We start from the raw sequence: 25,955 nt of genomic DNA, 5'->3' as shown, positions 1-25,955 counted from the left end.
ATTTTGCTCGAGTCGGTTTTGTGAATTTCTTTATTGGAAAATTTGAACAGGCTCTTAGAATAGATTGAATAGATTTTTGGAAGTGTTTTTTAAGTCTTTCGATTTTATATAAAGAGTTATTTTTCTTGTTCTGTGATAGTTTGTATATTTTCTTCGGTTTCCGTTTTTCCCTTTTTCTTGAAAAGACGGTGTATAGATTTTCCTATGCGCTGGAAAAGTTCTTGAAATTTTGTAAAATCACGTTTATACATGATTCCTACACCTTGAGTTGTCAGAGCTGATTTTATATAGTAATTCTTATCGTTGTAGTGATTGTATGCTTTTAAGCGTAAATTCCCGCTTTTGCTGAGTAAATATTCTAAGTCGAAATCACCGATAAATGTATTGCTGTTTACGGCATCATCTCTATATCCGAAATTTCCGTTGAATATTAATCGGTTATTGAGTAGTTGGCTCGATAAAGCAAGTTCGAATTCTACGTCGGAGAAATCACCTTTATCGCTCCGGATATTTGTTCCGATATTCCACTTGTCGCTAATCTGCCCGAGCATATTGCTTAATTGAGAAGATAATGTAGATGAGGCTACCGAAACAAGTTCGTTATTTCGGGCTTGTCCCACGTTCATATAATCCGGAGTATAGAACTTGTTTAGTGCCAGCAAATATATGATTTGTCGATTCATCATTTCATCGGTGCTGACGATACTGCGTATTCGTCGGTCAACGTCCTGACTTAAAGTCGGGAAATTCAAATCGAATTTAAAATCGGGACGTTGTAAATCTCCGGTAAGACGTAAAACCGTTTGAACAGGAACATTCGTTCTTGCCAGCTCTTTATCATCGGCAAAACTTTCATCCAGATCTTGCAGATTTGCAGTCAGTGCATAATAAGCCTCGATGTTGAGCTCGGCATTCAGCGGTGTACCTCTGAACGAGATGCTACTTCCTGAACGTATGGCAAAATCCCGTGTAATAAGATCTTGCAGATTGAAATTGTAACTACCTTTTTCCAATGTATATGTACCATACATTTTCATGTCGGATAACGTGTTATATTCTATACGCATTGCCCCGTTTCCGTTTGCTTTGATTATGTCCCCTGTGGCCGGATCCATGACCAGTTGCATCGTTATATCGGGAGTAGCGTCGATTTGAAGATTTATATTTAATAAATGATTCTTTTTTTCGATAACAGGAGCAGAAATCGGGGTGCTGATACTGTCCTGTTGTAATTTCTGCTTTTCGAAATTCAATGCACGTTTATTTACGAAAGTGATGAAAGGGTAATCGTTTGCCGTTTCATTTCCTGTAAGAACATAGGTAAATTTAGAGTTCGGTCCGGTACTCATATTAATATCTATATTTGTTTTTACAAGATCCCCATTGATAGTTGCCGCTCCGCTTCCATATATTGTGCCGTAATAAATGGGACTGAGTTTTTCTGTCATATTATATACCAGAAAATTCTGTAATCCCGAAATACCGATATCGTAGCTGAGATTCTTGAAATTTTTATGATGCAATATGCCTTTGGCCTTAGCATGCTTCCCATTTCGATCGCGCAACGAGACATCATTAAAATATATAGAAGTCGGAGTCATGTGTACGGTATCAGTAATAGAAAATGATGTATTCAAATACCCGATGTCGAAAGTGAAATTATCGACAAAAGCATTTCCTGTTACGTTTAAAGCTTTGAATTTCCCGTAAAAATCCAGTTTTCCGGTAGCCCGTCCTGTTGCATTGCTTAAAATATTATCCATAAACGGACGGAGAAATTCAAGATTCAGCCGATTTGCATCGAATGACAGATGTAGCGAATCTCTGGTCGGAAATATATATCCCTCGATCCGGGTATCATCAGTGTTCGGTTGAGATATTTTACCTTGCAGTAAAATACCTTTTGTTTCACGTTCCCATTGGCTGAATAGATGAAGATTTCCCAATAAAGAATGATTATATGCAAAATTAATTACATCGAATTGTTTTGTACTCAGGCGGATTTCTTTGTTCAATAATCCGGCGATGCTGAATATACCCGTGGCTTGACCTCCGAAAACGACGTGTTTGATATTCAATGATCCGAAAATATAATCGAGATTAATGTCATTCAATTGCAAGGTCAATTCATCTTCAGGAAGTTTTGATATATTACCGTCGAGATGTAAAAATTGAGAATCATGTCTTACTTCGAAATGGTTGATTTGTATTTTACCGTCATTAATGTTGATTTGAGACGGGGAGACTTGCCATATTGTATCGTTCAATATTAATTGAGTCGGATTAATGTGTATGTCTGCATCAGTAGATTTTTCAGTTTTGATAAATTTACTTTGAGATGACAATTCTCCGCAAAAAGTTGCCGTACCGGAGTTGCTCCAATTGATTTTTGTGTCGAGATAATCGTCATGAGCTTTTGCCGCCAAATTCCAATGAATCTGTTTGTCCTGTTTATTAAGCAGCATAGCCCCAAGCTGGAATGAGATATTTTCTTTTTGTTTTTCTGCGTAGATTCCGGCCGAAGCAAAGCGCATGTTTTTTATTTGAAATTCGGGTAAATTCCCTTCTATCCTGAAATTGTGGTTTTCATCACTGAAAAATCCGGATATTTTTGCCGGATTTTTTAAAATAAAAGGTATCTCGAAAACATTCGATAAATAATTGGTATTCTGAATCTCGAAATTAAAAATGAAATTGTTTTGTGCCACTTGTTTAGATGTAGGTGGTAGCTGGATAAGAGAAGGTAATGCAGATGCTAACATCCGAGTGAAAGAATCTTTTAGTGTATTAAAAGAATATCGACCGGATATTCTTCCTGATATTAAGTCCGACTCGATATTTACTGACTGTGGAATTTGTTCATTGTGTGCTTCGATATGAAAATTTCGAGTTGAGAATATTTTTCCATTATTGTTAAAAGAAAGGGTGTCTATTGATAAAATTCCTTCTGCATTGTCCAGATTATTCCCTTCGAAATTGGCACTGAGAATAAACCCTAAAGTCGAATTGGAATATCGGGGAGCTAATTGTAGCTCCTGTAAACGTATATTTTCTCCTCGTGCCACTAATTGAAATATCGGACGTTCATCTAACAGGTCGATGATTCCATTCATTTGCAAGTTTCCATTCGGGTCGTCTATATTCAGAGTGCCATCATATTTCGAACCTTTGTAGTTCCCGTTCAGGCTGATATTCTCGTAAGTGTATCCTTTAAAACCGATGTGACCTATATCTCCTATAACTTTGCCTTCGGGTATTCCGTTGTGCGGGTGGTGACCATCGAGATCAAATTTAAAACTGATTTCTCCCAAAGGATTCCCTTTAGGTAATAATTCACCGATTTGAAGTCCTGAAGTTTCTATAGTACCTCTATATGCCAGACTTTCTTTTGTATTCCGGGAGATCATGATATCCGCCCGTAATTTCCCGATATTGCTGTTAAATTCTCCGAAAGTAATCAACTGGGTTATAAATCCCGATATTTCACCGTGAAAGTTAACTGTTCCTAAATGAGAAAGAATCGGGTTCGCATCTTTGTGGATCGAAGAAAAATCGTTGATTAAAGATTGTATTCCTTTGGAGGATGCGTTCAATTCTTGTATTTCACCGAATATGAACGCATTTTGGGGAGATGTAATGCCGTCAAGACTGCCTTTGCTTTTCAAAAGGATACTTTTCTCGCCATAAGATAAATTCATGTGTTCGAGTCGTAAGTTGTTTATAGTTCCGCCGATATTACATGTCAAATTTATCGGAGTAGAAAAGTTCCGTAAGATCGGAGCAAATGGAGCAATGTCTTTTAATACGACATGTGCTTCATTGATATTGAAATTCAAATCCGTACTGTCGCAGAATTGTTTCAGTGAATTTGTTTTTGACAAGTCTATATCTGTATTCCGGATACTCAAGTATGAATTTGCAAGGTTAAGACGAAAATTAGACAATATCGCTTTATCTTCGTTCCCTTGTAACTTAAACGCCAATTTTGATAATGAGAAGCCTGATCTTTCTTCAAAACTGATACGTCTGACATTGATGTTTATAGAATCTTTTCGTAGAGCTTTTAAAGATATGGTAGATACGATGTTATCCAGGAAGATATGATTTTTGTCAAAAGTTCCCCGATCTTTGTACGGTTCGGATAAAATATCATAACGAATACTTCCCCGGCGAATCAGGATAGTATTAAGCTGTATATCGAACGGTTTATAACGATTCTTTTTTCGGGGAGTAAAAGCATCTATTAAAAATTGGAGATTGGTTTGTGAATTTGAAGAATCTCGTTGCACTTCGATTTTGAAATCGAAAAGTTGGGCAGTTGTAAATACCAATTGATGTTCCAATAAAGCAAAAGGAGAAAATCCGGCAGTTAGTTTTTGAGCATAAAGCAATGTATCGTTTTTCTGATCATACAAGCAAAGCCCTTCCAATACCGCTTTATTGAACGGGAAAACTTGTACCTGTTTTAAGGTTAATTTCGTTTCTAATAATTGGGATAGCTCACGTTCGCTTATATTCTTGATTTCCTGTTGAACAGCGGGTATGCTCAACAATAAATAAAGTCCGGCATATACGATGATTAAAATCGTTAATATGCTGATTGTTATATATTTGAAAATCTTGAATATCTGTTTCATGACAATGTGGTACAAATTTATCATTTTTCGGAGAATAAATCTTTGGCGTTGTCGAATTTTTCGATCATGCAACATTTATTCTCGATTTGGTAATTGAAATCGTAAAAGTGGTTATAAGGGTCAATCCTGAAAAATAGGACAGCCTTTGTTTGGATATTAAAAAAATAGTATTTAATTTTATGAGGTTGAGTTAAACCGAAATATAAAAGGAGGAAATTCTATGAGAAAACTGTACGCTGTTCTTATTATATGCCTTTCAGGTATTTTGTTCCCTTTCTGCGGTTCTGCGCAGGACGAGGTTTTTCCGACGAAAGATGCGATTTGGAATATTTACATTCCGAAATACGGAGCAATGGTAACGTCTCATTATTACGGTTTTGTAGGAGATACGGTTTTCGATGGATTAAGCTATCGCAAATTGTATCTGCTGAAAGATTCTGTATTGAGAGAGAATCCGGAGAATGTTTATGTCGGCGGAGTCCGGGTATCGGGGAAGAAAGTATATATGCGCCCGACAGATACGGCAACAGGAAAGTTGCTGGAAGAATTCCTGATGTATGATTTTTCCGTGAGAGCGGGGGACGAAATTCATTTTGGGAAATGGCCTAGATTTATTTTGGATTACCAGGATATAACATTTGCAAATGTGAGTCCTTATTTAGATGATATGACAGGATATGTGGAAAATATAGAAGAGACTGATCGGGGACGGGAATTTGAAATTGCTTCAGTAGGATATGACACATGGATCGAAGGAGTAGGAAGTTTGCTTGGGTTGTTTTTTACGCCAGGTCCTATTCCTACCGGTAAACAAAAATGGATTGATATGGCCTATGGTCAACGTAGTGCATTAATGTGTTTAAAAGTGGGAGATAAGATTCGTTATAAAGATCCGGGATGTGAAGAATGTATGGAAGTCTTGAATGTATCGGAAAATGTTGTAATTCCGGTAACGGTACGACAAGTAGGTAACAGGCGGTTATTTATACAAAGTTCAGAGAACAGTCTCCCCTTGCGATTTGAATTGTTAAATTTGTCAGGGCAGATAATGCAATCTCAAATTATTCGAGAAGCGGAAAGTCGTATCGAATTACGAGTAATTCCGGGTATCTATCTGTATCGTTTAATCGGCGATAAAGTCTATAAAAGTGATAAAATCGTGGTGCGATAGTTCCTGACACTTCCTTATTCCTTTCAAGAAAGGGAAAAAAGAAAATATGATCCTTAATCTAATTTATTATATCATGAAAAAATTGTGCTTATTGGCGGGTATATTGTTTTGTATTTGCAATAGTTCGTTGGCTCAAATTACAGATAGTTTCCGGGTCGAAGAGCCGGAGGTCGAGGTCTCCGAGTCGGGATACGAACCGAATGTTTCGATTTCGTTTCCCGGATCTCAGCCTATGACGGAGATCGGTTGTCCGCAACTGCCGTATGTAACCCGTTCGTATGTGATTCCTGTCGATGCCCGGGTGACAGGAGTGCAGGTGGTGCATCTTTCTAAGCGATTGTTTCCGGGTTATTACCGTATTGTCCCTGCACAACCGCCTGTACCTACCGATAATGTAGAGATGTCCTCCGATTTTCAGATTAACGATTCGTTGTATGCTTCGTCTGGCAGATACCCCGGCTTTGGGTACTGAAATATTGGTTAAGTAGATGAATATCAGCGGTTATCTGATTTTATTTTGCGCTTATTATTCCCTTTTTGTTCCCATACAAATCCATTATTCATCTTATTAAATGAGTTTGAATGTCTTTAAACATTGGTTATCTTGCTATTGGGTCAGTCTTTAAAATTGGTGATTTATTGAATAGATACAAGGCAAAAAACACTTGGCATTATTAGACTTAATGTTAATGGATGGGCAAAGACTCAATGGGTGTACAAACATAGGAAAATATAGTTTGTTATATGGATGTCTTTTTAACAATACCATTTCTTCAATATTATTTCAAAATAGAATCTCAAAAGCAAATAAAATCTTTCTCCTATAAGAGTTTATCAAGAAAATGAGTAACTTTACAAATAAATAGGGGTAACCCTTTTCAAAATATAGATAAAAAAGAAGCGTTATGCTTATCTTGTGAATTGGAAACATAGGAAATTTCACAATAACACACAAGGGTGGCATAGAGAGGTTCTCACGCTATAGCGTGAGCTGCTATTACAACATTCGTATGTACAGGTTCCCTACGACCTCCAATTCAGAACGTGGCATTTGCAGTTCCATGTTTGAGCCGAAGTATAATTTATATCAATCTTATATACAACTAATAATTTATATTTGTTTCCATTATATTTGATACCACTAACCTCCCATCTATTGTTGATTTTCCCAAAAGCAAGCATAGCGTCCCAAATGCAAATTTCATTTGGACTAATCTTTATTCCTCAATTATTTTCAATGCTTGAAACTCTGCAAAATCCAAGAAACCTGAAACAAGCAAATTCAGACGTTGTAATTCAATTTCAGACAAATAGTTCTTGGCTATTTTCACATCATCTTTGGTTACATAGTTCCCTTTGAAGTTGGTCATTTCGACAAAGTTTTTTTCATTATCTACACGATTGTATATGATTTCGGCAGCGGTATTTTCATGAACAGCGTAATACAATTTGTTTTGCACTGTAGCGAAAAAGATTTTGGTCATTTCACTACGAGGGTCATAGTCCGTCGCAGTGTCATAAATATCTGTAACTTGTTGGTAGAAGTTACGTTCACTACTACGAATATCCCTGATGTGTTACAGTAGTTCTCGGAAATAGCGATTCCCTCCCTGTTTCAACCGCTCATCATCCATAGCAAACCCCTTTTGAATATATTCGTGAAGCCGTTGTGTAGCCTATCTGCGGAATCGTGTAGCTACCTGTGATTGGACACGATACCCTAAAGCGATAATCATATCAAGATTATAGGGCATAACACTACGCTGTACCTGACGGTTGCCTTCCTGACGAACTGTCAAGAATTCCTTTACAGTTCGATTTTGGTCAAGCTCTCCATCGTTTAATATATTATCAATGTGCTGACTTATATTCTGCTTTGTCGTATAGCATATATCTGCCAACTGATTCTGTGTCAGCCACAAGTCTTCATCTGCAAAGTGTACCGACACGCGAGTTATTTCATCATCGTCTTGATAGAGTATGATCTTGTTTTCTTTGTTCATATTTAACAATTTGAGGATATGAAGTTTTTGTTACTTATATTGGTGCACCTCACCTAGGCATTAAATAAGATAGTTCATTTATTATCCCATTCTCTTCTGCTACTATTTCTTTACAAAATTCATCCATACTATTTATATTCTGAGGAATATTTAGTTCTATTAGACCTATTTCTCCTCTCATACCGTTCAAAGTGCCGATTGTTTTGACACAAGAGTTATGATTGCCATCAATAGGATGTGCAAGATATGCACCATTCGCGTCAAGAACATGAAGATAAGATATTATTTGATGTATATCGTCTCTGGCAATGTCAGTGTGGCCTAAATGTTTATACTTGGCATCTATAATAATTGTGTTCGTTAAAAAGAAATCCGGATAACGTACATATTTGTTGCCTTCAAACAAATAAATAGGATTTTTGCCTGTCTTGTTTTCAGCATGATAAATTCCCAATGGCTTAAGCAGGGTATTCAGATATTCTTCCCAAAGCCATGCTCCATCGAAGAGTATGCCGTGAATTTTGTCTTTGTTGGAGCCATATTTCAATTCTTCGTGTCGCAATATACTGATACACAATTTTTGTAAAACGGTATATTTTGTAAAATAAGGATGGCGCAACTCTTTGTGATTGCTTGCTATCACTTTACGACGATCACTGTAGCAGTATGAACTGGTGTTATCGACAATGAGGCGTATGTTATCTTGAGTATCTTTCCCCACCAGAAATGAACGTCCAATTGGTGATGTCTTTAAGAATTCAATGGTGTGACGTATCAGTTGAGTAATAGGATTATCAAATGAAAACTCACGGGTGCGATAAGCTATTGTCCCTTTAAAGGGTATGTTGTTCCGAATATGACGAGGGATGTCAATAGTTCCGTTTATTTTGCTATCATTCCGTTCGAAATTACGATACATTTTGAATAACCCTTGTTTCATTGCTTCATTGAAATAATGCGGGAAAAGATATAAGAGGAAATCGAATGCTGCATCTTTACTTGTTTCGTGCTTCAGGTCGAAGATGTTGGGACAGAATACTTTTATAAGCATATAATGCAGAAAGAAGTCTTCATCTCCTTTGGCAAATCTTGACGTGATGCTCATTTGGGTATCATTGACACCAACAAATCCCATTAGATTTCCAGTATATACACGGTTGTAAGCCTTACTATATGAGCAAATATGTAAATTTTCAACACCATCTTGATGTGCACCAAGAGTAGGCGGAAAGACGAGAAGATTGGGGTTTTCAGCCACTACATCTTTCAATCGCTTTCCACTTATAAGACTGAGGTCACGGATTGTCTGTTCACGAGATTGTTCTTCTAACGGAAATTCGCAACAACGTTCCAACGACCATCCTTCTTCTCCATTCTGACGAGCATTATCAGTTATTTTGAGCTTTACCATTATCGTATGCCGCTTTTAGTCTTTCCATTTTTGAACTTTCCTCGCCAGTTCCTCGGAGATACTCCGTAAGGATACTTTTCAGGTGATTGTTCCAAAGCGAATTAAATGCCTGTTCTTTTTCTTGATCTGCATAAAGTGCGTATTTCAGAAAATAGGCGGCTCCGATTTGGTAGTCAGAAGAAAGACCTATTGCTGTACTTGTGATTTCTGCATTTAGAGCATTCATCTTTCCCTTTATGTCTTCAACTTCGGTATAGGCTTTGTCTGCATTTTTAGCACTTACATCATTGAATGCTTCCAAGGTGAGCATCGATTGGCTCTCTTGAGCTGTTATTTCCATGAATGCAAAGCGACGACGCATTGCAAAATCCATTGATTCAACAGAACGGTCAATGTCATTCATAGTACCAATGATATATACATTGTCAGGTACGTAGAAACCTTTTTTGAACACATCATCGTCTTTTACTAGATTTTGATATTGTGTATAGATTTGACCTTTTTCTCCTCTATAGCCAGGATCAATGGAAAAGAAAAGTTCTCCAAAGATTTTTGACATATCTCCACGGTTGATTTCATCGATAATGAAAACATAGATAGTATCTGGATGGTTCTTAGCTTCTTTACAAAAAGCCTTAAATACGCCATCGATTCTTTCAAAGCCAATCTGATCATCTTTTTCTTTGGGGCGTAATCCTTCCACGAAATCGGTGTAATCATAACTGGGATGGAACTGTACAAAACCAATAACATATTCAGCTCGTCCATCATATATATGACGAGCTAAATAGGTTTTTCCTGTTCCGGGAGCTCCGTGAAGAATCATATTTTTATTGCTTTCGAGGAGAGTCCGAATTTCTTTCTTACGCATATATTTTAATTTTATGGTTTCTAATTTATTCAGTACATCTTCATTCCATATTTTAATGATTCCCTGTTGAGTTTGATATAAAAATCTGTCACATTCATTCAGAGGGGTAATTTCAGCTTTATAAATATCAATATCCTCATTAAAAGGAAGTTCCGACTTGCGACAATCTTCCTCAAATAAAACGTAATCTATGATAGGTTTTGGATTCGCTAATATCTTTGCGAATGCTAAAACAGTGTGTCCATCTGTAAGCAATATCCAATCTCCTATTTTGTATTTTTTACCATGCCAACCAACAACGACTTGTCGAGCTACCAAGAAATTGTAAAATAGGGGCTTTCCTGATCCCCAACGGCAACCTAACTTCCATACATTCATAATATTTAAGTTTATGTGTTTATACAATCTGAATCTTCCATTTCTCTCAAATACAACCTTGCACACATTTCTGTATCGTTTCTGGCACGGTGGTGCGTACTTTCAGGAATGCCGAGTTGTTCGCATAAGAGTCCGAGGGTGTTACAGCCGAAGTTATATAATTGTCTGGCTATCTTCAATGTACATTGCCATTGCAATTCCGGCAAATGCAAATTATATAATTGGGAGGAATGCTCTAAACAGCTATGGTCGAATGGAGCATTGTGTGCCACAAGGGTGCCGAACTCGTCAAGATACAGACGTTCGATTTTTTCCCAGACTTCGGAGAAAGAGGGGGAATGTGCGGTGTCTTCGGGGGTGATACCGTGGCATTGCATATTCCAATGGTTGTACAGATTGTCTTCGGGCTGCACTAACCAAGAGCGTGTTTCTGCGATTTCTTCATTACGCACTACACAGATACCAACCTCACAAATTGAGGCTCTTTTTCCTGTCGCTGTCTCAAAGTCTATTGCTATAGAATTTAATCCGTCCATAATCTATTTATTATAGTACGACATCAAGTTCTTGGTAAAGTTTTGCATCTGCCGGCGTACCGATTCCGGTTCAATGACCTCTATCTGATCGGCCTGAGCCAGCAATGACTGATACAAATCGTACGTAGGGCACACTTCGAGTTCGAAATAGGATGCTTCATCATCGTTCAAGCTTACCAGTTCGCGCTGCGATTCGTGCAAGGGAAGTGTACGAAGATAATCCGGTCCACCATGGTATGCTTTGACAACTACTTTTATGGGGGCTTCATCAGAATGAATAATACCACAACATCCGCGGAAGTATTCGTTTATGTCGAAATCTTCTCTCATGTGGAATGTTGTATCCGTAGGGTGGCAATCCAGAATGCGGTCAAGTGCATATACCATATACACGTTTTCGGGACGGTCACCGCCTTTTTCTTTATTTTTCTTGCGATTCAATTCAGAATAATAGGGACTACGGGCCAATACATACCACCGGCGTTTTACCACTTTGAGGTAGTATGGCTCAATATCAAAGTTCCATGCCTCAGATTTTCCAAAGCCATGGTGAGTAATATGCAGAACTTGGTTATTGCGCATGGCATCGGTAATGACATCAAACCATTTATGCCCCGATGGAACGTTTTCGAAAATGATACGTCCTTTCAGTTTTCTGTCGGCCTGTATCTGATTCATGGCTGTGTAGGAATCTATCAGCCAAATACGCAAATTGTCGCTTTCCAGTTCTTTCGGATTATTGATGAAGTATTTGTATCCTCCTTTGGTATCACATGCTATTTCAACTTCAAAAATATCGAAGATAGCTTTGCGATGGTTGTGAAAAGTACGGAGAGCAAGATTATCCTTGTCCCCGTAACTCAAACCGCTCTTGTGCCAAAGGTCATTGATTTCCTCGTATGTCAAGCGGTCATAACGTCTGAACTGTTCTATCAACCAGACATAGCGACCGAATATGTTTGCTGCCATAAACCATTAATATTGTTGCAGTTGCAAAGTTACACAAAATCTATGAAAAAATATGGCAGAGGATGACTCTTTTTAATACTAACCTGTCTTTCAACGAATTTGGTCATTGCAATAGTTCTTTCTGTCACATTTTTCGCAGTGCCTTCCACGCCAGACTTCATCAAATTGATTTATCATCGCATCAACAAGAGAAGGCTCATTCGTCAAGATACCTGCCTCAAAGTTCCTTTTTTTGTTCGCTATTCATATCTATGCCGGCACCTGTAAGATTGTCAGAACCGATATATGCCGTTTCCATATCGAATATCATCAGTTTGAAATATACTCGCAGACACAGTAATAGTATGTGTTCCTAAATATAGGACAACTTTCGGAATTGATAATACGATTCTGATTGGCTACGAGACAGACTCCATCGTACAGATAAGAATCGGACTGTATAAATAAGATCCCTGCTTAATAAAAATTCAAATATGCAGTTGATTATATACATCTAGTAAATAGGCATCGACCTTTGTGTCATCATAGAAACAATCATTCGCCCCACACCAAACAGATGATCCGATGGCATCAGGGAATAGTTCTGCTGTCCGAATAACTATAAACTGCCCAAAACGCAAATGAGCAGGCCTATGCTCCGCTTCAGTCCGTAATTTCTTTGCAAACTCCTCGTACGAATAGGTTTTCCACCACTCCATACGGGCTACATTCTGTGCGACAATGTGCTGATGAGTTATGCCGACTTCACACCAAAAGTCATTCATGCGCAACAGGTCGGGAATCGAGTACTCTTTATGAGTACAGAGGTCGTGTACGGCATGGCAGATGCAGATATGGTTCATAGCCGGATGACACAAACAACCTTCTGCCCATGTCGTCCCGTCGTTCAAACAATCCTTGAATCCCAACTCCTCATCGGTCATATCGGACACTTTCGTAAGATCAAGGCTATTATGACAATATTCTATGTCCGAATCATAAAAATAGCTTAACACTGCAACCATGGATCGAAAGTCTGAACCGTAATAAGCATCATTTTCCAACTGCAAAACCGACTCGGGGCCATTGAAAACAAACCGTAATCGACCTTCTACTTCCACATCGTCATCAAATGACGGAGTATACGTAGTCAGAACCTGCCGATAGAACGCTGCGCTCTGACTGTACATTTTCTTGGTCAAATCAAACAGTTGGTCATTGACTTGGCGGAAATGTTCTATCTCCGCCAAGGTCGCCGCAAAAAGAGCATTCAATAGTTTATACCGCTCAAAAAGCAACTCTCTGACAGATTCCTGTTCAATCCTTGATAACGACTTCAAAAATCCGTCTTTATCGACTTCCGTTATTTCTACAATTTTTCGCTCTATGCGCTGTATCTTTTTCCGCACATTTGCCAACCGCTTGTTCTGAGCCTCCTGCAGGTAGCCATCCAGTTGCCCGAATCGTCTTTTGATTCGATGTCTCTTCCATCTGATGAGTAATTGTTGCATCCAATTCATAAGCACGTTACTATTCGCAGCCCAAAAACAGAATTTGATACAGACTGTTTTTATAATAAAATCCTATTTCTATATGATTCTCTTTCGAACAGCATGCTGCCCGCCCACGCAGAAATCGGACTGTCCCCTTTTTGTAGTCGGGAAAATCATATAACCTGACATAGTACTGCAATAGTTTCGGAACGGATTTATTTGCAGCCATGTAAAGGTACAATATATCCACTGTGGGAATCTTTCTTTTCTCTTTGGTAGGAAGTTCGGTCCACTTGCACCTATATGCCCGGATCTCGTCTAACGATTTGATTGGCTTCATCTCAAACTTTCACACTCTATTTACGGTGGTTTAATAAGATTTTTCTACACATTAAGCTATTACTTCAAGTTTAAGCTCCTTAGCCCGTTCTTCTACAAGTTCTCTCCATAGACGAGAATCTTGCAGTTGACTTGACGGAATCTTATCAGCATAGCGTTCAAGAAAATCAATGTTGTACAGTTTGTCATTGCGCCAGCGATTGATCAGCTCCGACCAATCCCATTGATCAATAAATCTGTCAATCAACTGGTAATCAAGTTCAATATTGTTGTTATACGAAAGTTTTGACCAATCCCAATAGTCCTTAAACTGCTCTAAACAGTCCTCTGTCAAGATGGTTTCACAGCCAGTACTTGACAATTCTTGCCAGCCGATGAGCTTCTTAAACTTTTCAAGCATTACTGGTGTCCATACAATGTTGCTGTTATTGGAAATTTCTTTCCAATCTACTTTGTTTTTATGCTTTTCAAGCATCTGTTCTGTCCATGCAAAGTTCTCTGAAAGTTCTTTCCATGCCGAATCATTGAGAATTTTCTCCATAAATTCATTAGCCAATTTTTTTTGTTGCCATAAGTCTAATATTTAATATTCTTCAATTTCAAGTTTGCAGCTACAAGTCGTGCTATCACGGTGTCATCCGTAATGCTGTCGTCGTAGCCTATTCCCCATATGACGTCCACATTAAACGTATCGAATATCTGAAGAATTTCTGATGCCTCCGACCCTCCGATCGGATTATCTTCACTGCAATTGAGATTCAGACATATCTTGTTTGCCGTGAAAAAATCAAAATTCTGTGCTACCGTGTTTGTTTGCAATATTGCATCTTTTATAGCATCGGATACTCGCTGTGGGCCATTGGCAAAGCCTTCTAATAGCACTACATTACTTGCATTTTCCGATGTGTATCTTATGTCTACATAGTCGAAGCAGATCAGTTGTCGGCCTACATTTAGCATCTCATAGGCCTCTTTTACAACGGAGTCGATTGATGGAGTCTTGAGAAATTGTGATTTCATTTGTTTTATATAAATTAAGCCGTGGCACAACAGCCACGACTACAAATCAACGATTAGCGTTTGCGTAACATCCAGTTTCTTCCTTCGTTGGTAGAATAGAATAAACCCTTCTCGGTAGTTCCGAGAATTTCTTTACCGGCATCCATCAGGTCTATAAAAGATCCGGTGGTGGATAGGCCATTATACCGGAGCATCCATGTGCGGCCTTGATTGGTTGAATACTCGATTTTCTTGCTGTCATTGGGTGAAATACGAAGCATCTCTTTCCCACGATTAATCATAATTGGCATAATGTTGACATTTAAATGTTATTTGTCACTATTGACGCTGCAAAGGTACTATGATAGTTGTGCTATATTGCGGCATAGGTATCAGAAAGATTTGGATAATCTTCATTTTTGCTGGAAAATTTAAAGTCAATTGACCCACCTCTATAATCTAAACTGACCCACTGGAGTTATAATAAAAATTGTCCTATAGAATAACCACATTTTAGTCTTGTTTTTGTACTTAAAAAAGCATTTTAATTTGGTATTATTTATCGAATAATATTTTTAAAGGATGAAAATAGGAATCAAGCACATACTTCGGTGTTATCAGTCAGGAATGACAATCCTCAAAGCACACCGTCCAAAGGCTTCTGTACTTCCCAACAGCCGTATTTTATGGGTATAAACTACACGCTATCTGCGGGATAAGTGGAGTTATCCACTCTTATGATATGACGGTGGCAAACGTTCACGGTATACATTATCCGGATGATGTAAAATGGGTCTATCACGACTGCCTTATGCTTGGGGATAAGGGGTATTTGAGTGCTGACGTGCAACAAAACCTTTTCGAGACGGCTCACATCAGAGCGGAAGTCCCGTATCGGTTGAACCGGGAGAACCGGAAAAGATCGTCATGGGCTTACAGGTGTTTCCGCAAGCGTATCGAAACGGTTTTCTCTCAACTTAACGACCGGTTTATGATGATACGCAACTACGCTAAGCAGACATGCGGACTGTTTACCCGTACAGCCGCGAAAATCGGTGCTATGACCGTGCTGCAGTACGTCAATTTCTGCAATTATCGGAATATTGGTTATGTTAAATATGCTTTATTTTAATTCAACCAACGGGTATATTTATAATATGCAAGGGACACAGATAAAGAATATATCCGGACTTTCCGGAGGTGCTGGGGTTATAACGATTAATGGAAGAGAACTTAAAGCAGGGATGTATATTTATACCTTGATTGCCGATGGTAAAGAGGTGGATACGAAACGGATGATATTGACCGATTAATGGAATAAAGGCTGTAAAACCGAATCATTTTATTAAAAAAAATACTTCTCTCATCTATATTCTCTTTTTAATGATTAATTTCGTCCGCAGAAATATTGTGAGAAAATCAATTATATGAATCATATAACTATTTTAGGAATAGAGTCATCATGCGACGATACGTCGGCAGCTGTAATTCGAGATGGCGTTATGCTGTCTAACGTTATAGCCAGCCAGGATGTGCATGAGGCTTTCGGAGGAGTTGTGCCCGAATTGGCATCTCGTGCACATCAGCAGAATATTATACCGGTAGTGTCCGAAGCACTGAAACGTGCAGGAATCGATAAGAGCGAATTGAGTGCATTGGCGTTTACTCGCGGACCGGGATTGATGGGGTCTTTACTCGTCGGCACGTCTTTTGCCAAAGGTTTTGTAACCGCTTTGGACATTCCTTTGATCGATGTAAATCATTTGCAGGCACATGTCATGGCGCATTTTATCAAAGAGAATGAAAATGACCATAATCAACCGTCGTTTCCGTTTATCTGTTTATTGGTGTCCGGAGGAAATTCCCAGATTATCCAGGTGAATTCGTATAAGGATATGGAGGTGATCGGGCAGACGATAGACGATGCTGCCGGAGAAGCTTTCGATAAATGCGCTAAAGTCATGGATTTGGGCTATCCCGGCGGACCGGTAGTGGATCGTTTGGCTAAAGAAGGGAATCCGAAGGCTTTTACCTTGAATAAACCGCATATTCCCGAATATAATTACAGTTTCAGCGGATTGAAGACATCTTTCCTTTATTTACTTCGTGACCGCATTAAAGAAGATCCTGATTTTATAGAAAAAAATAAACAAGATTTGTGCGCTTCTTTACAGTTTACCATCGTGGATATATTAATGGATAAATTGCGTAAAGCGGTAAAGGATACCGGTATTACCGAAGTGGCGGTAGCTGGGGGGGTGTCGGCTAATTCGGGAGTGCGAAGCGCTTTTGAAGATCATGCCCGTCGGTATGGCTGGAAAATTCATTTGCCGAAATTTTCTTTTACGACCGATAACGCAGCTATGGTAGCGATAACGGGATATTACAAATTTTTAGACAAAGATTTTTGTTCGATCGACGAAGCTCCTTTTTCTCGGGTAGTATTATAAGCTGTTTGTAAAATGTATAATTGGGTATTTTATATCATTGTGTTTTTTGTCGTGGGAGAATATATTTTTTCCCAATGGTTGGCATCGAGAAACCGTCGTGCTGCATCTCCGGTTTTACCGGCAGTATTACAGGGATTTTATGATGAGCGAAAATATGCCGATCAACAAAATTATTTCAAAGTCAATGATCGTTTCGGTCTTATAACTTCTACATATACGACTTTGCTCGTCTTGTTGATGCTGGTTTTCGGCGGATTCGGATGGCTCGATACATGGGCATTTTCATTGTTTGAAAAGTTGATTCCGGCGACATTATTCTTTTTTTTCGTCCTTTTTTTAGTGAATGACCTGTTGACTATACCTTTTGATTGGTACGATACGTTTGTGATCGAAGACCGTTTCGGATTTAATAAAACAACTCGTAAAACGTTCGTTACCGATAAGTTGAAATCTTGGCTGTTCGGTATAGTTATAGGTGGATTGCTTTTGGTTGCGATCCTTTGGCTGTACGAATGGTTGGGTACTTCTTTTTGGTGGGTTGCCTGTATTGTGGTCGTGGTTTTCAGTATGTTGATGAATATGTTCTATTCGGAATGGATTGTTCCTTTATTTAATAAACAAACGCCGTTAGAAGAGGGAGAATTGAGAAATGCGATAGAGAAATTCGCTAATCGTGCCGGTTTCAAGCTGAATAATATTTATGTGATAGACGGTTCTAAACGTTCCACAAAAGCAAATGCCTATTTTAGCGGATTAGGACCTAAAAAACGGATCGTACTTTATGATACTCTGGTAGATGATTTGACTACGGAAGAGATTGTAGCGGTTCTTGCTCATGAGATAGGCCATTATAAACATAAACATACATGGCAAATGATGGGGGTATCGGTAATGAATACGGTTCTGATGTTTTTTTTGTTGTCTTTGGTGTTGGACAGTTCGATGTTGGCTGAGGCGATGGGGGGAGATACACCATCTTTTCCGTTAGCTTTGGTTGCATTCGGTTTGTTATATACCCCTTTGGGGCTGTTGACAGGAATCGGGATAAATGCTCTTTCTCGTCGAAATGAATATCAGGCAGATGCTTTTGCCGCATCTTTTGGTTTAGCGGACGCTTTGATAAATGGTCTGAAAAAACTTTCCGTGAAATCGTTGAGTAACTTGACTCCGGATTCTTTGTATGTAAAAGTATATTATTCCCACCCTACGTTATTGCAACGCATGGCGGCTTTGCAAAAATATAAATGATATGAATGTCGAGATTATCGTAATCGGGGATGAATTACTGATCGGGCAGGTAACCGATACGAATTCGTCTTGGATAGCCCGCAACTTGAATAAAATCGGTTGGGAGGTAATGGAAATTACGACGGTGCGTGATCGTCGTGCTGAAATTATATCCGCTATCCGACAGTCGTTCGATCGAGTGGATGTCGTATTAATGACCGGTGGGCTCGGGCCTACTAAAGATGATATTACCAAACAAACTCTTTGTGAGTATTTCGGAGGTAAATTGGTCTTTAATGCTGAAGTTCAGAAAAATAATGATCTTTTTTTTGAACGAAGGGGATTGCAGATGAATGATGCTACCCGTACGCAGGCGATGCTGCCGGACAGTTGTGCCGTGATACAGAATCCGGTGGGAACAGCTCCGATCATGTGGTTTGAGAAAGACGGAAAAGTTTTGGTTTCGATGCCCGGAGTTCCGGCAGAGATGCAGCGAGCCATGACAGAGGAAGTAATACCCAGAGTGAGAAAGCGTTACCCTGATCATACGGCGATTTTGCATAAGACTTGCCTTGTAAAAGATTTCTCGGAATCGGGTTTATCTGAATTTCTTTCGGATTTTGAAGCCGGATTGCCGACATCTGTTAAACTGGCTTATTTGCCCGTTCCGGGAGTTATCCGGTTGAGGCTGACGGCACGGGGAGAGAACGAGGAAATTTTATCTCGGCAGTTGGATGACTCTTTCTCTCGTTTAGAAGATTTGTTAGGGAAACATATATTTTGTCATCAGGATGCTACTATGGCGGAGGCGTTAGGGCTGCTGTTATCCTATAAAGGATTGACAATTGCTACGGCAGAAAGTTGTACCGGAGGAAATATCGCACATGAAATTACTCTGATACCCGGCAGTTCGGCCTATTATAAAGGGAGTGTGGTATCTTATGCCAATGAAGTGAAGGTGCAGGTTCTGGATGTCGATCCTTCGACAATAGAAAAACACGGAGTCGTGAGTTGTGAAGTAGTGGAACAGATGGCTAAAGGGGTAAGACGTTTATTGAAAACCGATTGTGCTATTGCTACATCGGGTATTGCCGGACCGGACGGGGCTGTTCCCGGTAAGCCGGTCGGTACGGTTTGTATTGCTGTAGCCGTCGGAGATCGGATAGTAAGTCGTAAATATTGTTTTGAAAATACACGGGCGGTAAATATAAATCGTTTTACACATACGGCACTGTTACAGATGATCTCTGTTTTAAGCGAATGATTGGGAGTGGGGAGTTCCAAAAAAAAGAGTATTTAATAGAAAAAAATTTGGAAGGTATTCTTAAAAACGTTTACTTTGCACTCTGTTTGTGAAAGCAGTAGAAAATCAATAAAAAAATAGATAAAGCGATGTCGAAGATTTGTCAAATTACCGGAAAAAAAGCATTGGTTGGCAATAACGTATCTCACTCGAAGAGACGCACAAAAAGAAGATTTAACGTCAACCTGTTTACCAAAAAGTTCTATTGGGTAGAACAAGATTGTTGGATCAGTCTGAAAATATCAGCTGCCGGTCTCCGTACCATTAATAAAATGGGATTGGATGCAGCTTTGAAACAAGCTGCGGAAAAAGGTTATTTAAACGCATAATTAGAAGGAAATTAAGAAGATGGCAAAGAAAGCTAAAGGTAATAGAGTACAAGTTATTCTTGAATGTACGGAGCACAAAGCAAGTGGTATGCCCGGTACTTCGAGATACATTACCACTAAAAACAGAAAAAATACCACAGAAAGATTGGAATTGAAAAAATACAATCCTATCTTGAAAAAAGTAACTATTCACAAAGAAATTAAATAATATTGAGCTATGGCAAAGAAAACCGTTGCGTCTCTTCAGAAAGGTGATGGACGTACTTATTCAAAGGTGATTAAAATGGTAAAATCACCGAAGACAGGAGCTTATATTTTCCAGGAAGAAATGGTTCCTAACGAAAAAGTAAATGAAGTGCTCGCTAAATAATTGAGAATATCGGATACTTAATATAAAGAGCTTCCTTACAATTCTGTAAGGAAGTTTTTTTTTGTCGCTTTATTTTGTAATTTTGTGCTTTGAAGATCGTGTGATATGCTGGAAAGTACCTCGAAATCTTCATTTATCCGATAACCGATGGCTGGGAAAGCAGAGAGTTTGGAAGATATAATTGCAATTGTAATCAATGATAAAAAATAGATATGGGATTATTCGGTTTCTTTTCTAAAGAAAAAAAGGAGACACTTGATAAAGGTCTTTCCAAAACCAAAGAAGGGGTATTTTCGAAACTTGCCCGTGTCGTAGCGGGAAAATCGAAAGTCGATGACGATATCTTGGATGATCTGGAAGAGGTGCTTATCACATCGGATGTCGGAGTAGAGACGACCTTGCGTATTATCGAACGGATCGAAAAGCGGGTCGAACGGGATAAATATGTTTCTACCGGGGAGTTGAAAAGGATGTTACGCGAAGAGATTGCTGCTTTACTGACTGAGAACGATAATGAAGCGGAGGGAGAATTTACTGTCCCGGAAAATAAGCGTCCCTATGTAATAATGGTGGTTGGTGTGAATGGTGTGGGAAAAACGACAACGATCGGGAAATTGGCTTATCAGTATAAAAAGAACGGGAATAAGGTTTATTTGGGAGCGGCCGATACTTTCAGAGCGGCTGCGGTAGAGCAGCTCGTAATCTGGGGCGAACGTGTCGGTGTTCCGGTTGTAAAACAAAAAATGGGTGCTGATCCGGCTTCTGTTGCCTTTGACACTTTGAGTTCGGCTAAAGCGAATGATGCGGATGTCGTGATTATCGATACAGCGGGGCGTTTGCACAATAAAATCAGTTTGATGAATGAACTTTCCAAGATTAAGAAAGTAATGGACAAGGTTATTCCGGGAGCGCCTCATGAAGTATTACTCGTATTGGACGGATCTACCGGACAGAATGCTTTTGAGCAAGCAAAACAATTTACTGCTGCAACTGAAGTAAATGCATTGGCGATTACCAAACTTGACGGTACGGCAAAAGGCGGGGTTGTAATCGGAATATCCGATCAATTTAAAACTCCTGTTAAATATATCGGTTTGGGAGAAGGAATGGAAGACTTACAGGTATTTCATAGAAAAGAGTTTGTAGATTCCCTTTTCGGGGATGAATAAGATATGTAAAATTTCCGATGTTTTACTTGAACAGGATCGCGCAGAGAAGATCTATATCGCTTTGCGCGATTTCTGTGCAAAGCGGGTCGGAAATCTATTTTAATTACAAGATAAATGGTAAAGAACAGAGTTGATGTAATAACATTAGGTTGCTCTAAAAATTTGGTAGATTCGGAACATCTTATGCGGCAGTTCGAGGCTGCCGGATATGAAGTCTGGCATGATGCTGAAAAAGTGATGGGAGAGATTGTGGTGATCAATACTTGCGGATTTATAGGCGATGCCAAGGAAGAATCGATCGATATGATTTTAAACTTTGTTGCAGCGAAAGCAAAGAAAAAAATCAAAAAGCTTTATGTTATGGGTTGTTTGTCCGAACGTTTCATGACCGAACTTGCTGGGGAGATTCCCGAAGTTGATAAATTTTATGGAAAGTTCGATTGGAATAAATTGCTGGATGATTTGGGAAAAGAATATATATCTGACCTTCGTTTGGAACGCATATTGACAACGCCTCCCCATTACGCATATATAAAAATAGCTGAGGGTTGCAACCGGATGTGCTCTTATTGTGCTATACCTATCATAACAGGACGATATCAGTCCCGTTCTATGGAAGATATTGTTGAAGAGGTGGAGATGCTGGTGCGGAAAGGCGTAAAAGAATTTCAAATCATTGCTCAAGATCTTACCTATTACGGGATGGATATTTACAAAAAATTTTGTATTGCCGAGCTGGTCGATCGTATTGCATCTGTTCCCGGAGTGGAATGGATACGGCTGCATTATGCTTATCCCGCGCGTTTTCCGTATGATCTGTTACCCGTAATGCGCAAACACCCCAATGTTTGCAAATATCTCGATATAGCGTTGCAGCATATTAGCGACAATATGTTGCAGACGATGCATCGTCATGTGACTAAGAAAGAAACCTATGAGTTGCTTTCCCGCATTCGGGAAGAAGTGCCCGGAATACATATTCGCACCACTCTGATGGTAGGACATCCCGGAGAGGGAGAATCTGATTTTGAAGAACTGAAAGAGTTTGTTCGGCAAGTCAGGTTTGAACGTATGGGGGCGTTTGCCTATTCCGAAGAAGAGGGTACTTTCTCGGCAGAGCACTATTCTGATGATATACCGGAAGATGTGAAACAAAGACGGTTGGATGAACTGATGGCTATACAAGAAGAGATTGCAGCCGAAATAAACGCTTCTAAGATAGGAGAGGAGATGAAAGTGATTATCGATAGGGAAGAGGAGGATTATTATATCGGACGTACAGAGTTCGATTCGCCGGAAGTCGATCCTGAAGTCTTGATTGGAAAAGAAAAGCCGTTGATTACTGGAGAATTTTATACCGTTCGGATTATTGATGCCCAAGCATTTGATTTGTTCGGAGAAGTTTTAAGGCCTGTTTAAATTTGCTGTATTGAAAATATATCTTCAGGCTTTTTTATAATGATGTGTAGAAAAGTGACTGTTTTTGAAATAAGAGAAGCCCAGCAGTTATGTCTGGAAAAAGGGATTCCGTTTTTCTCGTATCGTTTGCCGAATAGTAGAAATATCTGTTTCGGTGCGCAGATCTTGGGAGAAGTTGACGGAAAGCGTGATTCTGCTGTTTTCCTCAGTAAATCAGGTTTCTTATTTTCTCCGTTTCATATAACGAATACCTCTCCCGTACGCTTTCTTCGGAAAGACATCGATTTGTCGAAGGTCGGAGATTTGGACATATTGAAAGCTGCATCTAAAAGAAATGTATCGGATGCCGTTCCGGTCGGAGAAATTGGAAAAGCTGTTTATATGAAACAGGCAAATCGAATGATCTCGGTCTTGAAATCCGGAGAAGTTCGGAAGGCTGTATTGTCAAGGGTGAAGTCAGTTTCCTGTAATCCGCATAAAAGAGTTACGGAATGGTTTGCCGGATTGTGTGAAGCTTATACCGAAGCTTTTATATTTTTAGTTTCTATTCCGGGAGAAACTTTGTGGATGGGAGCGACTCCCGAAACTTTTTTTAGCTGTTCCGATACCCATATTCGCACGATGTCGTTGGCCGGAACAAAAGGAAAATCTGATTTTTCCGAATGGGGTGAGAAAGAGCGTGATGAACAGCAAATCGTTACCGAATATATAAGATCTTGCTTCTTAGATGTAACCGGAATAGATCCGAAGATATTCGGACCTGAACCTCTACGGGCCGGGAATGTCGCACATCTATGTACCACATTTATGATCGATAGAGAAACATTGTCTTCGGCCGAGATAGCTCGATTGATAAAAATGTTGCACCCTACACCTGCAGTCGGGGGATTTCCGTTACAGAAAGCATTGACTTTGATTCGTGAAATAGAAAATAGGGAGCGTCGGTATTATGCCGGATATTTAGGTCCGACCTATGGCAACGGACAATTCGATTTATTTGTAAATTTGCGAAGTATGGAGCTTTTCAGGGATAGAGTCGAGTTGTATGTCGGAGGAGGTTTAACAGCCTTATCCGATGCTGAAGCGGAATGGAACGAGACAGAGATGAAATCCCGTACTTTACTGGATTTAATAGAGATTAGGTAAAAGAGGGTAGATGTCGGATTTGTCGAGTAAGCTGATTGGCATAAAATGCGGAATAAATGAATATGTTGGATTCAGATAAAGAATGTTGTACGATATTGGCAAAGTTATTAGTCGCTAAAGGTGTGAAACGGGTTGTGTTGTCTCCCGGTTCTCGAAATGCACCTTTGATCGTCTCTTTTGCCCGTCGTGAGGAGTTTGAGAAATTTGTCGTTTTAGATGAGCGAAGTGCGGCTTTTATGGCAATGGGAATAGCTCAACAGTCGGGAGATCCGGTTGCTGTGGTTTGTACTTCAGGAACAGCATTGTTAAACTATGCTCCTGCTGTGGCCGAAGCCTATTACCAGCATATTCCTTTAATCGTCATCTCTGCCGACCGGCCTGAAGAATGGATCGATCAGGAAGACAGCCAGACTCTACGACAGAAAAATTTGTTTGCTCCGTTCGTAAAGGCTTCTTATTCCTTGCCTTCTGATATTACCTGTGATGATGAACGTTGGTGGGTGAACCGTTTGGTCAATGACGCTGTTAATTTGGCTGTTCTGTCTAAACCTGGTCCTGTGCATATTAATATTCCTTTACGAGAACCGCTTTATTGTTTGCGAGAAGTTCGCGACAGCCGTTCGGAGCGGGTAATTACATCTGTGGACATTAATACTTGTCTTAATGAAGAAATCGTAAAAGAGTTGTCCGGATTAATCTCCCGAAGCAAAAAGGTGATGATTTTGGCATCATTCGGTAAACCGGATTCGATATTATCATCGTTGTTAAACCGATTGTCATCATTTCCTCAAGTGATTGTCCTTACCGAAACAATCTCGAATTTGCGCATAAGCGATTCTGTTCCGACTATCGACAGAGTTTTATCGGTGATCTCCGATGAAGAGAAATCGAAATTTTCACCCGATTTGTTGATTACTTTTGGTGGGTCTCTTGTTTCACGCATGATAAAGCAGTTTTTGAGAAAATATTCTCCTTCTGAGCATTGGAGTCTGGATGAGAATATCCATGTTGCAGATACGATGCAGTGTATGACCCGGCATATACGAATGAAGCCCGTTGACTTCTTTTCTCGGATTATAGATTACATACATCCTTCGGAGAGTGATTATCATGATTTATGGATAGATCGCAGGGTAGAAGCTACGTATCGGCATGAGCGTTATCTTGTGAATGTCGAATGGAGTGATTTGAAGGCATTCTCTCTGATATTTCCAGCTATTCCGCGAGGAAGCGCATTGCAGTTGTCGAACAGTACGCCTGTACGTTATGCTCAATTGTTTGAATATGACCAAATAGAGCGCTCGGATTGTAATCGTGGGGTAAGCGGTATAGACGGAGCGACATCTACAGCGGTGGGGGCTGCTTGCGTGAGGAAAGAACCTACGGTCTTTATTACCGGAGATATGGGTTTTTTATATGATTCCAATGCCTTGTGGAACAGATATGTTCCGCCTACACTCAAAATTATCGTGATGAAAAATGGAGGAGGAGGAATATTCCGATTTATACAAGGGCCGTCTGAGCTGCCGGAGTTGGAAGAATACTTTGAGACAGTACGGGAAGTTGATGTAGAAGGATTTGCCCGTTTACATGGGTTCGATTACTATGTTGCAGCTTCTGAAGATGAATTGAGAAAAATCCTCTCTGTTTTTTTTAGTGTTTCCGACAAACCTGCTATTTTGTCGGTAGAGACTCCTCGAACTGTTAATGATCGGATTTTAAGAGGATATTTTAAGCGATAAATAATTAATGTAAA

23 protein-coding genes and 2 pseudogenes are annotated in these 25,955 nt (G+C 39.5%); 14 read left to right on the top strand and 11 right to left on the bottom strand.

All coding sequences use genetic code 11. From position 1 onward, the window contains the following. Nucleotides 1-116 precede the first annotated feature (116 nt). Nucleotides 117-4,637 (bottom strand): translocation/assembly module TamB, encoded by a 4,521-nt coding sequence (locus Q0093_RS00685; protein ID WP_297928053.1) that lies wholly within the window; start codon nucleotides 4,635-4,637, stop codon nucleotides 117-119. Nucleotides 4,638-4,857: 220 nt separating this feature from the next. Between Q0093_RS00685 and Q0093_RS00680 the strand changes: the two genes are divergently transcribed. Together Q0093_RS00680 and Q0093_RS00675 are read left to right on the top strand one after the other, a co-directional pair. Further along, nucleotides 4,858-5,808, top strand: coding sequence for a T9SS type A sorting domain-containing protein (locus tag Q0093_RS00680; RefSeq protein WP_297928051.1), 951 nt, complete (start codon nucleotides 4,858-4,860; stop codon nucleotides 5,806-5,808). 73 nt (nucleotides 5,809-5,881) lie between these two features. After that, nucleotides 5,882-6,280 (top strand): C25 family peptidase propeptide domain-containing protein, encoded by a 399-nt coding sequence (locus Q0093_RS00675; RefSeq protein WP_297928049.1) that lies wholly within the window; start codon nucleotides 5,882-5,884, stop codon nucleotides 6,278-6,280. 757 nt (nucleotides 6,281-7,037) lie between these two features. Here the strand turns inward: Q0093_RS00675 and rhuM are convergent. From rhuM to Q0093_RS00625, 10 genes and pseudogenes are all read right to left on the bottom strand, one after another. After that, nucleotides 7,038-7,811: pseudogene (gene rhuM, locus Q0093_RS00670) on the bottom strand (RhuM family protein); the annotation flags it as partial. A 49-nt stretch (nucleotides 7,812-7,860) separates the two neighbouring features. Then, nucleotides 7,861-9,222 (bottom strand): hypothetical protein, encoded by a 1,362-nt coding sequence (locus Q0093_RS00665; RefSeq protein ID WP_297928048.1) that lies wholly within the window; start codon nucleotides 9,220-9,222, stop codon nucleotides 7,861-7,863. Beyond that, nucleotides 9,200-10,471, bottom strand: a complete 1,272-nt coding sequence (locus tag Q0093_RS00660; RefSeq protein ID WP_297928046.1) for an AAA family ATPase — start codon at nucleotides 10,469-10,471, stop codon at nucleotides 9,200-9,202. Before Q0093_RS00660 ends, Q0093_RS00665 begins: the two co-directional genes overlap by 23 nt. An 11-nt stretch (nucleotides 10,472-10,482) precedes the next feature. Further along, on the bottom strand, nucleotides 10,483-11,007 hold the full coding sequence (locus tag Q0093_RS00655; RefSeq protein ID WP_297928044.1) for an exonuclease domain-containing protein: 525 nt from the start codon (nucleotides 11,005-11,007) through the stop codon (nucleotides 10,483-10,485). 3 nt (nucleotides 11,008-11,010) lie between these two features. Next, nucleotides 11,011-11,976 (bottom strand): WYL domain-containing protein, encoded by a 966-nt coding sequence (locus Q0093_RS00650; protein ID WP_297928042.1) that lies wholly within the window; start codon nucleotides 11,974-11,976, stop codon nucleotides 11,011-11,013. 467 nt (nucleotides 11,977-12,443) lie between these two features. Further along, nucleotides 12,444-13,475: a hypothetical protein gene (locus tag Q0093_RS00645; RefSeq protein ID WP_297928041.1), complete on the bottom strand. Its 1,032-nt coding sequence runs from the start codon at nucleotides 13,473-13,475 to the stop codon at nucleotides 12,444-12,446. A 10-nt stretch (nucleotides 13,476-13,485) separates the two neighbouring features. Further along, the gene (locus Q0093_RS00640) at nucleotides 13,486-13,788 is read right to left on the bottom strand and encodes a hypothetical protein (protein ID WP_297928039.1); all 303 of its coding nucleotides are present in this window, start codon (nucleotides 13,786-13,788) and stop codon (nucleotides 13,486-13,488) included. A 51-nt stretch (nucleotides 13,789-13,839) separates the two neighbouring features. Then, nucleotides 13,840-14,328, bottom strand: coding sequence for a hypothetical protein (locus Q0093_RS00635; RefSeq protein ID WP_297928037.1), 489 nt, complete (start codon nucleotides 14,326-14,328; stop codon nucleotides 13,840-13,842). 35 nt (nucleotides 14,329-14,363) lie between these two features. Continuing rightward, nucleotides 14,364-14,807 (bottom strand): hypothetical protein, encoded by a 444-nt coding sequence (locus Q0093_RS00630; RefSeq protein ID WP_297928035.1) that lies wholly within the window; start codon nucleotides 14,805-14,807, stop codon nucleotides 14,364-14,366. Between the two features lie 53 nt (nucleotides 14,808-14,860). Next, on the bottom strand, nucleotides 14,861-15,097 hold the full coding sequence (locus Q0093_RS00625) for a hypothetical protein (RefSeq protein ID WP_297928033.1): 237 nt from the start codon (nucleotides 15,095-15,097) through the stop codon (nucleotides 14,861-14,863). Between the two features lie 345 nt (nucleotides 15,098-15,442). Between Q0093_RS00625 and Q0093_RS00620 the strand changes: the two are divergent. The 12 genes and pseudogenes from Q0093_RS00620 to menD all read left to right on the top strand — a co-directional run. Continuing rightward, nucleotides 15,443-15,918, top strand: a pseudogene (locus Q0093_RS00620) (transposase); the annotation flags it as partial. Then, nucleotides 15,905-16,099, top strand: coding sequence for a T9SS type A sorting domain-containing protein (locus tag Q0093_RS00615; RefSeq protein ID WP_297928031.1), 195 nt, complete (start codon nucleotides 15,905-15,907; stop codon nucleotides 16,097-16,099). The pseudogene Q0093_RS00620 and the gene Q0093_RS00615, both read left to right, overlap by 14 nt. 114 nt (nucleotides 16,100-16,213) lie before the next feature. Next, nucleotides 16,214-17,236 (top strand): tRNA (adenosine(37)-N6)-threonylcarbamoyltransferase complex transferase subunit TsaD, encoded by a 1,023-nt coding sequence (gene tsaD / locus Q0093_RS00610; protein ID WP_297928029.1) that lies wholly within the window; start codon nucleotides 16,214-16,216, stop codon nucleotides 17,234-17,236. A 12-nt stretch (nucleotides 17,237-17,248) separates the two neighbouring features. Then, nucleotides 17,249-18,484, top strand: coding sequence for a M48 family metallopeptidase (locus tag Q0093_RS00605; protein ID WP_297928027.1), 1,236 nt, complete (start codon nucleotides 17,249-17,251; stop codon nucleotides 18,482-18,484). Between the two features lies 1 nt (nucleotide 18,485). Further along, complete coding sequence (locus tag Q0093_RS00600) at nucleotides 18,486-19,727, top strand: CinA family nicotinamide mononucleotide deamidase-related protein (protein WP_297928025.1); 1,242 nt, start codon at nucleotides 18,486-18,488, stop codon at nucleotides 19,725-19,727. Between the two features lie 128 nt (nucleotides 19,728-19,855). Next, complete coding sequence (rpmB, locus tag Q0093_RS00595) at nucleotides 19,856-20,095, top strand: 50S ribosomal protein L28 (protein ID WP_009319564.1); 240 nt, start codon at nucleotides 19,856-19,858, stop codon at nucleotides 20,093-20,095. A gap of 19 nt (nucleotides 20,096-20,114) precedes the next feature. After that, on the top strand, nucleotides 20,115-20,303 hold the full coding sequence (gene rpmG, locus Q0093_RS00590) for a 50S ribosomal protein L33 (protein ID WP_009319565.1): 189 nt from the start codon (nucleotides 20,115-20,117) through the stop codon (nucleotides 20,301-20,303). A gap of 9 nt (nucleotides 20,304-20,312) precedes the next feature. Continuing rightward, complete coding sequence (locus tag Q0093_RS00585) at nucleotides 20,313-20,465, top strand: DUF4295 domain-containing protein (RefSeq protein ID WP_009319566.1); 153 nt, start codon at nucleotides 20,313-20,315, stop codon at nucleotides 20,463-20,465. Between the two features lie 212 nt (nucleotides 20,466-20,677). Beyond that, nucleotides 20,678-21,634: a signal recognition particle-docking protein FtsY gene (gene ftsY / locus Q0093_RS00580; RefSeq protein WP_297928022.1), complete on the top strand. Its 957-nt coding sequence runs from the start codon at nucleotides 20,678-20,680 to the stop codon at nucleotides 21,632-21,634. Nucleotides 21,635-21,748: 114 nt separating this feature from the next. Continuing rightward, entirely contained in the window at nucleotides 21,749-23,053 is a 1,305-nt protein-coding gene (gene rimO / locus Q0093_RS00575; protein ID WP_297928020.1) for a 30S ribosomal protein S12 methylthiotransferase RimO, read from the top strand. Between the two features lie 39 nt (nucleotides 23,054-23,092). Continuing rightward, the gene (locus Q0093_RS00570) at nucleotides 23,093-24,199 is read left to right on the top strand and encodes a chorismate-binding protein (protein ID WP_297928018.1); all 1,107 of its coding nucleotides are present in this window, start codon (nucleotides 23,093-23,095) and stop codon (nucleotides 24,197-24,199) included. 56 nt (nucleotides 24,200-24,255) lie between these two features. Further along, a complete protein-coding gene (gene menD, locus Q0093_RS00565; RefSeq protein WP_297928017.1) occupies nucleotides 24,256-25,941 on the top strand; it encodes a 2-succinyl-5-enolpyruvyl-6-hydroxy-3-cyclohexene-1-carboxylic-acid synthase in 1,686 nt (561 codons plus the stop codon). Nucleotides 25,942-25,955 lie beyond the last annotated feature (14 nt).

It is taken from the genome of uncultured Coprobacter sp. (assembly GCF_947855755.1).
Taxonomy (GTDB): Bacteria; Bacteroidota; Bacteroidia; order Bacteroidales; family Coprobacteraceae; genus Coprobacter.
Note: the sequence above shows the minus strand (reverse complement) of the source record. Positions and strands in the feature narration are given on the sequence as shown.

What these genes read in the sequence shown, in the direction of transcription:
- Q0093_RS00685 (WP_297928053.1), bottom strand. Translation starts at nt 4,637, where the DNA reads ATGAAACAGATATTCAAGATTTTCAAATATATAACAATCAGCATATTA.
- Q0093_RS00680 (WP_297928051.1), top strand. Translation starts at nt 4,858, where the DNA reads ATGAGAAAACTGTACGCTGTTCTTATTATATGCCTTTCAGGTATTTTG.
- Q0093_RS00675 (WP_297928049.1), top strand. Translation starts at nt 5,882, where the DNA reads ATGAAAAAATTGTGCTTATTGGCGGGTATATTGTTTTGTATTTGCAAT.
- Q0093_RS00665 (WP_297928048.1), bottom strand. Translation starts at nt 9,222, where the DNA reads ATGGTAAAGCTCAAAATAACTGATAATGCTCGTCAGAATGGAGAAGAA.
- Q0093_RS00660 (WP_297928046.1), bottom strand. Translation starts at nt 10,471, where the DNA reads ATGAATGTATGGAAGTTAGGTTGCCGTTGGGGATCAGGAAAGCCCCTA.
- Q0093_RS00655 (WP_297928044.1), bottom strand. Translation starts at nt 11,007, where the DNA reads ATGGACGGATTAAATTCTATAGCAATAGACTTTGAGACAGCGACAGGA.
- Q0093_RS00650 (WP_297928042.1), bottom strand. Translation starts at nt 11,976, where the DNA reads ATGGCAGCAAACATATTCGGTCGCTATGTCTGGTTGATAGAACAGTTC.
- Q0093_RS00645 (WP_297928041.1), bottom strand. Translation starts at nt 13,475, where the DNA reads ATGAATTGGATGCAACAATTACTCATCAGATGGAAGAGACATCGAATC.
- Q0093_RS00640 (WP_297928039.1), bottom strand. Translation starts at nt 13,788, where the DNA reads ATGAAGCCAATCAAATCGTTAGACGAGATCCGGGCATATAGGTGCAAG.
- Q0093_RS00635 (WP_297928037.1), bottom strand. Translation starts at nt 14,328, where the DNA reads ATGGAGAAAATTCTCAATGATTCGGCATGGAAAGAACTTTCAGAGAAC.
- Q0093_RS00630 (WP_297928035.1), bottom strand. Translation starts at nt 14,807, where the DNA reads ATGAAATCACAATTTCTCAAGACTCCATCAATCGACTCCGTTGTAAAA.
- Q0093_RS00625 (WP_297928033.1), bottom strand. Translation starts at nt 15,097, where the DNA reads ATGCCAATTATGATTAATCGTGGGAAAGAGATGCTTCGTATTTCACCC.
- Q0093_RS00615 (WP_297928031.1), top strand. Translation starts at nt 15,905, where the DNA reads ATGCTTTATTTTAATTCAACCAACGGGTATATTTATAATATGCAAGGG.
- tsaD (WP_297928029.1), top strand. Translation starts at nt 16,214, where the DNA reads ATGAATCATATAACTATTTTAGGAATAGAGTCATCATGCGACGATACG.
- Q0093_RS00605 (WP_297928027.1), top strand. Translation starts at nt 17,249, where the DNA reads ATGTATAATTGGGTATTTTATATCATTGTGTTTTTTGTCGTGGGAGAA.
- Q0093_RS00600 (WP_297928025.1), top strand. Translation starts at nt 18,486, where the DNA reads ATGAATGTCGAGATTATCGTAATCGGGGATGAATTACTGATCGGGCAG.
- rpmB (WP_009319564.1), top strand. Translation starts at nt 19,856, where the DNA reads ATGTCGAAGATTTGTCAAATTACCGGAAAAAAAGCATTGGTTGGCAAT.
- rpmG (WP_009319565.1), top strand. Translation starts at nt 20,115, where the DNA reads ATGGCAAAGAAAGCTAAAGGTAATAGAGTACAAGTTATTCTTGAATGT.
- Q0093_RS00585 (WP_009319566.1), top strand. Translation starts at nt 20,313, where the DNA reads ATGGCAAAGAAAACCGTTGCGTCTCTTCAGAAAGGTGATGGACGTACT.
- ftsY (WP_297928022.1), top strand. Translation starts at nt 20,678, where the DNA reads ATGGGATTATTCGGTTTCTTTTCTAAAGAAAAAAAGGAGACACTTGAT.
- rimO (WP_297928020.1), top strand. Translation starts at nt 21,749, where the DNA reads ATGGTAAAGAACAGAGTTGATGTAATAACATTAGGTTGCTCTAAAAAT.
- Q0093_RS00570 (WP_297928018.1), top strand. Translation starts at nt 23,093, where the DNA reads ATGATGTGTAGAAAAGTGACTGTTTTTGAAATAAGAGAAGCCCAGCAG.
- menD (WP_297928017.1), top strand. Translation starts at nt 24,256, where the DNA reads ATGAATATGTTGGATTCAGATAAAGAATGTTGTACGATATTGGCAAAG.